This is a genomic window from Azospirillum sp. (assembly GCF_050789165.1).
The window spans coordinates 45198-52007 of sequence record NZ_JBOZRT010000088.1; the positions used below are offsets into that span (position 1 = coordinate 45198).

5 protein-coding genes and 1 tRNA gene are annotated in these 6810 nt (G+C 67.6%); 5 read left to right on the plus strand and 1 reads right to left on the minus strand.

Translation table 11 applies throughout. The annotated features are described in order from the left end of the window. The 3 genes from gatA to ACRWK7_RS19230 all read left to right on the plus strand — a co-directional run bounded on the left by gatA (position 1) and on the right by ACRWK7_RS19230 (position 5233). Positions 1 to 1482, plus strand: a complete 1482-nt coding sequence (gene gatA / locus ACRWK7_RS19220) for an Asp-tRNA(Asn)/Glu-tRNA(Gln) amidotransferase subunit GatA (protein WP_431857900.1) — start codon at positions 1 to 3, stop codon at positions 1480 to 1482. A gap of 20 nt (positions 1483 to 1502) precedes the next feature. Continuing rightward, positions 1503 to 2957 (plus strand): Asp-tRNA(Asn)/Glu-tRNA(Gln) amidotransferase subunit GatB, encoded by a 1455-nt coding sequence (gatB, locus tag ACRWK7_RS19225; protein WP_431857901.1) that lies wholly within the window; start codon positions 1503 to 1505, stop codon positions 2955 to 2957. Between the two features lie 200 nt (positions 2958 to 3157). Beyond that, positions 3158 to 5233 carry a PAS domain S-box protein gene (locus ACRWK7_RS19230; protein ID WP_431857902.1) on the plus strand — a complete coding sequence of 692 codons (2076 nt, stop codon included), beginning with the start codon at positions 3158 to 3160 and terminating at the stop codon, positions 5231 to 5233. Positions 5234 to 5249: 16 nt separating this feature from the next. On the opposite strand, the gene ACRWK7_RS19235 is transcribed toward ACRWK7_RS19230, so the two are convergent. Beyond that, positions 5250 to 5486 (minus strand): hypothetical protein, encoded by a 237-nt coding sequence (locus ACRWK7_RS19235; protein WP_431857903.1) that lies wholly within the window; start codon positions 5484 to 5486, stop codon positions 5250 to 5252. Positions 5487 to 5739: 253 nt separating this feature from the next. On the opposite strand from ACRWK7_RS19235, the gene ACRWK7_RS19240 reads away from it, so the two are divergent. After that, positions 5740 to 5832: transfer RNA gene (locus ACRWK7_RS19240), tRNA-Ser, on the plus strand. Positions 5833 to 6200: 368 nt separating this feature from the next. After that, entirely contained in the window at positions 6201 to 6614 is a 414-nt protein-coding gene (locus ACRWK7_RS19245; protein WP_431857904.1) for an RcnB family protein, read from the plus strand. The last annotated feature ends 196 nt before the right edge of the window (positions 6615 to 6810 follow it).

The window sequence follows — 6810 nt, forward strand, 5'->3', positions numbered from 1 at the left end:
ATGACCCAGCTCACCCACCTCACCATGGCCGACGCCCTCAAGGGGCTGGCCGAGAAGCAGTTCACCGCGGTCGAGTTGACCGAGGCGCACGTCCGCGCCATGGAGAAGGCCCGCCCCCTCAACGCCTTCATCACCGAGACGCCGGACAAGGCGCTGGAGATGGCCAAGGCGTCCGACGCGCGGCGCGCCAAGGGCGAGGCCGGCCCGATGGACGGCCTGCCCATCGCGGTAAAGGACCTGTTCTGCACCAAGGACGTGCTGACCACGGCCGCCAGCCACATCCTCGACGGCTTCCAGCCCGGCTACGAATCCACCGTCACCTCCAACCTGTGGCGCGACGGCGCCGTCATGCTGGGCAAGGTGAACCTGGACGAGTTCGCCATGGGCTCGGCCAACATCACGTCCTACTACGGCGACGTGATCAACCCGTGGAGCCCGGGCGAGCCCGGCAACTGGCCGCGCAAGCTGGTGCCCGGCGGCTCGTCGGGCGGCTCGGCCGCCGCGGTGGCGGCGCGCGTGGCGCTGGGGGCGACCGGCACCGACACCGGCGGCTCGATCCGCCAGCCCGCCGCCTTCACCGGCATCGTCGGCATCAAGCCGACCTACGGCCGCTGCTCGCGCTGGGGCGTGGTGGCCTTCGCCTCGTCGCTCGACCAGGCCGGCCCGATGACCCGCACGGTGCGCGACAGCGCGATCATGCTGCGCTCCATGTGCGGCTTCGATCCGAAGGACTCCACCTCGGTGGACATGCCGGTGCCGGACTTCGAGAAGGCTCTCACCGGCGACATCCGCGGTCTGCGCGTCGGCATTCCCAAGGAATACCGCGTCGACGGCATGCCGGCCGAGATCGAGGAGATGTGGCGCAAGGGCATCGAGTGGCTGAAGGCCGCCGGCGCCACCCCGGTGGACATCAGCCTGCCGCACACCAAGTACGCGCTGGCCGCCTACTACATCGTGGCGCCGGCCGAGTGCTCGTCCAACCTCGCCCGTTACGACGGCGTGCGCTACGGCCTGCGGGTCGAGGGCAACAGCCTCAACGAGATGTACGAGAACACCCGCGGCGCCGGTTTCGGCAAGGAGGTCCGCCGCCGCATCCTGATCGGCACCTACGTGCTGTCGGCCGGCTACTACGACGCCTACTACCTGCAGGCGCAGAAGGTGCGGACCCGCATCAAGTGGGACTTCGACCAAGCCTTTGAAAAGTGCGACGTCATCCTGACGCCGACCGCCCCGTCGGGCGCCTTCGCCATCGGCGAGAAGATGGACGACCCGATCCAGATGTACCTGAACGACGTGTTCACGGTGCCGGTCAACCTCGCCGGCCTGCCGGGCATGAGCATCCCCGCCGGCCTCGGCGCCGACGGGTTGCCGCTGGGCCTGCAGCTGATCGGCAAGCCGTTCGACGAGGAGACGCTGTTCCGCGTCGGCGGCGTGATCGAGGACGCCGCGCAGTTCACCGCCACCCCGCCGTTCATGGCCTGAGCGGGACGGAGAGTTAGACCATGACCTACATCCAGGGTGAAACGGGCGATTGGGAAGTCGTGATCGGGCTGGAGGTCCACGCCCAGATCGTGTCCAACGCCAAGCTGTTCTCCGGCTCCGCCACCGCGTTCGGCACCGCGCCGAACAGCCAGGTCAGCTTCGTGGACGCGGCGTTCCCGGGCATGCTGCCCGTCATCAACGAATTCTGCGTCGAGCAGGCGGTGCGCACCGGCCTGGGCCTGAAGGCGCAGATCAACAATTACTCGGTGTTCGACCGCAAGAACTACTTCTACGCCGATCTGCCGCAGGGCTACCAGATCAGCCAGTACCTGCAGCCGATCGTCGGCAAGGGCGAGCTGGTGCTCGACCTGCCGGACGGTTCGACCCGCACGGTCGGCATCACGCGCCTGCACCTGGAGCAGGACGCCGGCAAGTCGCTGCACGACCAGCACCCGTCGAAGACCTATATCGACCTGAACCGGTCGGGCGTGGCGCTGATGGAGATCGTGTCGGAGCCCGACCTGCGCTCGGCCGAGGAGGCCGGGGCGTACGTGCGCAAGCTGCGCTCGATCCTGCGCTACCTGGGGACCTGCGACGGCAACATGGAGGAAGGCTCCATGCGCTGCGACTGCAACGTCTCGGTGCGCAAGCCGGGGCAGCCGTTCGGCACGCGCTGCGAGATCAAGAACGTCAACTCCATCCGCTTCGTGATGGCCGCCATCGAGTACGAGGCGCGCCGCCAGGTCGAAGTGCTGGAGGAGGGCGGCACCATCGTCCAGGAGACGCGGCTGTGGGACACCACCAAGCTGGTGACCCGCTCCATGCGTTCGAAGGAGGAGGCGCACGACTACCGCTACTTCCCCGACCCCGACCTGCTGCCGCTGGAGCTGGATCCGGAGTGGGTGGAGGACATCAAGCGCACCCTGCCCGAGTTGCCGGACGAGAAGAAGGCCCGCTTCATGGCGGACTTCAAGCTGTCCGCCTACGACGCCAACGTGCTGGTCAACGAGAAGGCCAAGGCCGACTACTTCGAGACCGTCGCCAAGGGGCGTGACCCGAAGCTGGCCGCCAACTGGGTGACCGGCGACCTGTTCGGCGCGCTCAACAAGGCCGGCCTGGAGATCGAGCAGAGCCCGGTCAAGGCCGAGGACCTCGGCGGCCTGATCGACCTGATCGCCGACAACACCATCTCCGGCCGCATCGCCAAGGACGTCTTCGCGATCATGTTCGAGACGCCCGGCAAGAAGCCGGCGGATATCGTTGCGGAGAAGGGCCTAAAGCAGGTGACCGACACCGGCGCCATCGAAGGCGCCATCGACCAGATCCTGGCCGCCAACGCCGACAAGGTCGAGGAGTACAAGTCCGGCAAGGACAAGCTCTTCGGATTCTTCGTCGGTCAGGCGATGAAGGCCACCCAGGGCAAGGCCAATCCGGCGCTGGTCAATGAAATTCTTCAGAAAAAGCTGAACGGGTAGGCCGTTCGGCACGGCTGCGCATTGTGGACGCCGCGGGGTATGCTCCGCGGCGTCTTTTTTTGTGCGCGCATGGAATTTTTGGCGCAGTGTGATGACTGATTTTGGCGGTGCAGCATACTCCCGTATCTTTGACCCTGCGATGACAAAGGGATTGCATTTCCTCGAATGCAAGTTTCCAGTGTCCTTCTCGGGGAGGTTCGATGGATCCATTGGGTCTGCCAGTCACGGTGATCGTCGCGCTGGCGGTGCTGGCGGGGTGGATCGGCTATGCGATGGGACGCCGGGCCGAACGTCCGGACGACGCGCCGCCCCCGCCGACTGATGCCGATGGTGATTCGCGGCTGCGTGCGCTGCTCGACACCGCGCCGGTCGGCGTCATCATCAACACCCGCGACGGCGAGATCCTCTACCGCAACGCCCGCGCGCTTGAGGTCTTTGGCCAGACCGCGGAGGAGTTCGCCGCCGACGGCGTCCCATCGCTCTACGCCAGGCCCGAGCAGCGCGAAGAGTACATGGAGCGGTTGTACCGCGCCGGCGCCGCGACGAAGGACGAGGTGCTGCTGCGCCGCGGATCGGGCGAGCTCTACGTCGGCACCATGACTTCGGCGCTCACCGAATACGCCGGGCGGCGCTGCCACATCACGTGGTTCTACGACATCAGCCAGCAGATCCAGGCCAAGGCGGAGAAGCGCGACATGGCCGTGCGCCTCGCCATGGCGCTGGAGGCCACCAACGCCGCGGTGTGGGACGCCGACGTGGTGGCCGGCACCTGCTGGTGGTCCGACACCTTTCCCCGCATGCTGGGCTTCCAGACGACTCCGGCCATGCCGCCCGATTTCTGGGAGCGGCGCCTGCACCCGGAGGACCGCGCCCGCGTGCTGGCGCACACCCACGCCCACCTGCGCGGCGAGAGCGCGGCGTACGAGTACGTCTACCGCCTGCACCGCGAAGACGGCACCTGGATGTGGGTGGAGGCCAAGGGGCGCGCGGTGCTCGACGAGAGCGGGCGGGTGGTGCGCTACACCGGCATCATGACCGACATTTCGGCCCGCCGCCGACAGGAGGAGCTGCTGCGCGCCAGCGAGGAGCGCCTGCTGGCGATCCTCGAGGCATCGCCGATCTCGGTGAACATCTCCAGCAAGGATGGGCGCTGGCTGTTCTCGAATCCGCAGACCGCGCGCATCTTCGGCCTGACCCGCGCCCAGATCGAGCGCACCTCGATTCCCGACCTCTACGTCGACCCGGCGGTGCGCGCGCGGCTGAGCGCCCGGCTGGAGGCCGAAGGCGCTTTCCGCGACGCCGAGGTGGCGTTCCGCCGTCCCGACGGTAGCGTGGTGTGGGTGCTGGCGTCCTGGGATTCCATCGAGTTCGACGGCGAGAGCGCCTACCTCACCTGGCTCTACGACATCACCGACCGCAAGGCCGCGGAGGCCGAGCTGAAGGCCGCCAAGGACGCCGCGGAGCGCGCCCTCGCCGCGCTCCGCGCGGCGCAAGAAAGCCTGATCCAGGCGGAGACCATGGCCTCCCTGGGCCAGCTGGTCGCCGGGGTGGCGCACGAGATCAACACCCCCATCGGCATCGGCCTGACCGCCGCCACCCACGTCGCCGAATCCACCGCGCGCGTGCGCGAGCGATTCGAGGGCGGCGGCATCCGTCGCAGCGACTTCACCGAGTATCTCGGCACGGTGGGCGAGGGGGCGAAGCTGCTGGTCGCCAACATGAACCGCGCGGCGGAGCTGATCCAGAGCTTCAAGCAGGTGGCGGTCGACCAGTCGTCCGGCGGGCGGCGCGCCTTCGACCTCAAGACCTACATCGGCGAGGTGCTGTTCAGCCTGCGCCCGCGCCTCAAACGCACGCGCCTGGCGGTGGAGGTGGAGTGCCCGGAGGGCCTCGCCATGGACGGCTTCCCCGGCGCGCTCAGCCAGGTTCTGACCAACCTGACCATCAACGCCATCGTGCACGCCTACGCCGAGGGGCAGGCCGGCACCATCCGAATCACCGTCGAGCCGCGCGGCGCCGACGAGGTGGAACTGGTGTTCTCCGACGACGGCAAGGGCATTCCGGCTGCGGTGCTGCCGCGGATCTTCGACCCCTTCTTCACCACCAAGCGCTCGGAAGGCGGCAGCGGTCTGGGGCTGCACATCGTCTTCAACACCGTCACCCAGGTGCTGGGCGGCCGCCTGTCGGTCGATTCGCAGGAAGGGCAGGGCACCCGCTTCACTCTGGTGCTGCCGCGGACGGTGCCGCAGCGCGCCGACGAACCGATGATGGTGTGACCGGGGGCGCGGCCGGTCAGGCCGCGTGCAGCTCGTGGTACTGCAGGTGCTTGGGGCGGCGGCCGCGACGCTTGGGGGCTTGGAAGGAGAGCGTCCGGCCGTCCTGGCCCTCGGATTCGGCGCGCAGCTCCTGGATGCAGCGTTCCAGCAGCTCCTTCTCGCGCGCGTCCTCGCGGTCGGTGATCTCCAGGCAGCTCAGCTTGATTTCGGCCAGATCCAGCAGGGTTTCGACGCAACGCTTGGACAGGCTCATGGCAGCCTCCCGAACCGGTGGTTTTCTCTGTATGGGGATGATGCTACCCGGCGATGAGCGCAATGTCTATAAAATTTTATCTGAATTTGTCACGAATGAGCCACAATGGGGTGCGGGGTGTCGCATGGGGACGTGCGTCCGCTCCGCCTGCCACGATCCGGAATATTTCCCCTGCAAGGCGTTGACAAGCGGCACCCAGGGCCGCTAGAACGGCTTCCACCACGGCGCCCCCCGAAACGGGGGTGTCCACCGGGGAGCGGTGGGTGAGTGGCTGAAACCAGCAGTTTGCTAAACTGTCGTACGGGGATTACTCGTACCGGGGGTTCGAATCCCCCCCGCTCCGCCACCTTCCCTGATCAAGTTCTTGATCGGGAAGGCCAATCAGGGACGAACTCAGCCAGCGTCCCACACACTATCCAATAGTGCAAAGCGACTTGCGGCGAACCGCAACGAACCGTGGGCCCCGCAACCTGGGGCGTGCCCGGTCGCGTCCGGCGTTGAGTCGCCGCGTTCTCCGCAGGGGGAGGGTGGTTTCCCGACTCGAAGGCACCTCCCGCCAGTCAAGACAGGCGGCGGCCGGCGGGAAGCGGCAGCGCGTACCATCGTTACGATGCGTTACCAAAGGCCCGAACAGCGGACATCAACCAGCAACAGCCCAGGCGCACGATGCCATCGTCGGGTTTGGACCCGGCTTTGACAAAGGACAGCACCTCAATGAAACGCCCGTTCGTTGCCATGTTCGCCGTCGTCGTGGCCATCACCGGCATCGGCAGTTCGGCCGCCTTCGCCCGTGACGGGGACTACGGTCGAGACGCGGGGTTCCAACGCGTCCAGCATGACCAAGGGCCGGATGGCCGTCGCTGGGACCGCGACCGTCGAGAGGATCATGAGAGAGTCCGCGTCGAGGAGTACCGCCGGCCGCGAGGGTACGAGGCGCGCCATTGGGCTCCCGGATACAGGTTGCCGCCGTCCTATCGTGCCGCGCGCTACGTCGTCGTGGAGCCGGCCCGTTATCACCTCCGCCCGGCGCCACGCGGGCATCAGTGGATCCGCGTGAACAGCGACGTGCTGCTGGTCGCGTCGCGAACCGGCGTCATCGTCAAGGTGGTGCCTGGACTGTTCCGCTGACCGCGCTGGAGTCGGAGGGGGGCAGGGAAGTGCGTTGCTTTGTGGCCCGGCTCACATCGGCGCCGGGTGGGGTCGGGTAGGGTTCCGGTCATCGAGACCCCCCGCCGGACGCGCAGCGCCGGCCCCACCCAGGAGACCGCCCCATGATCCGCACTTCCCTGCTCGCCGGCTTCGCCACCCTGGCCCTGCTGTCGGC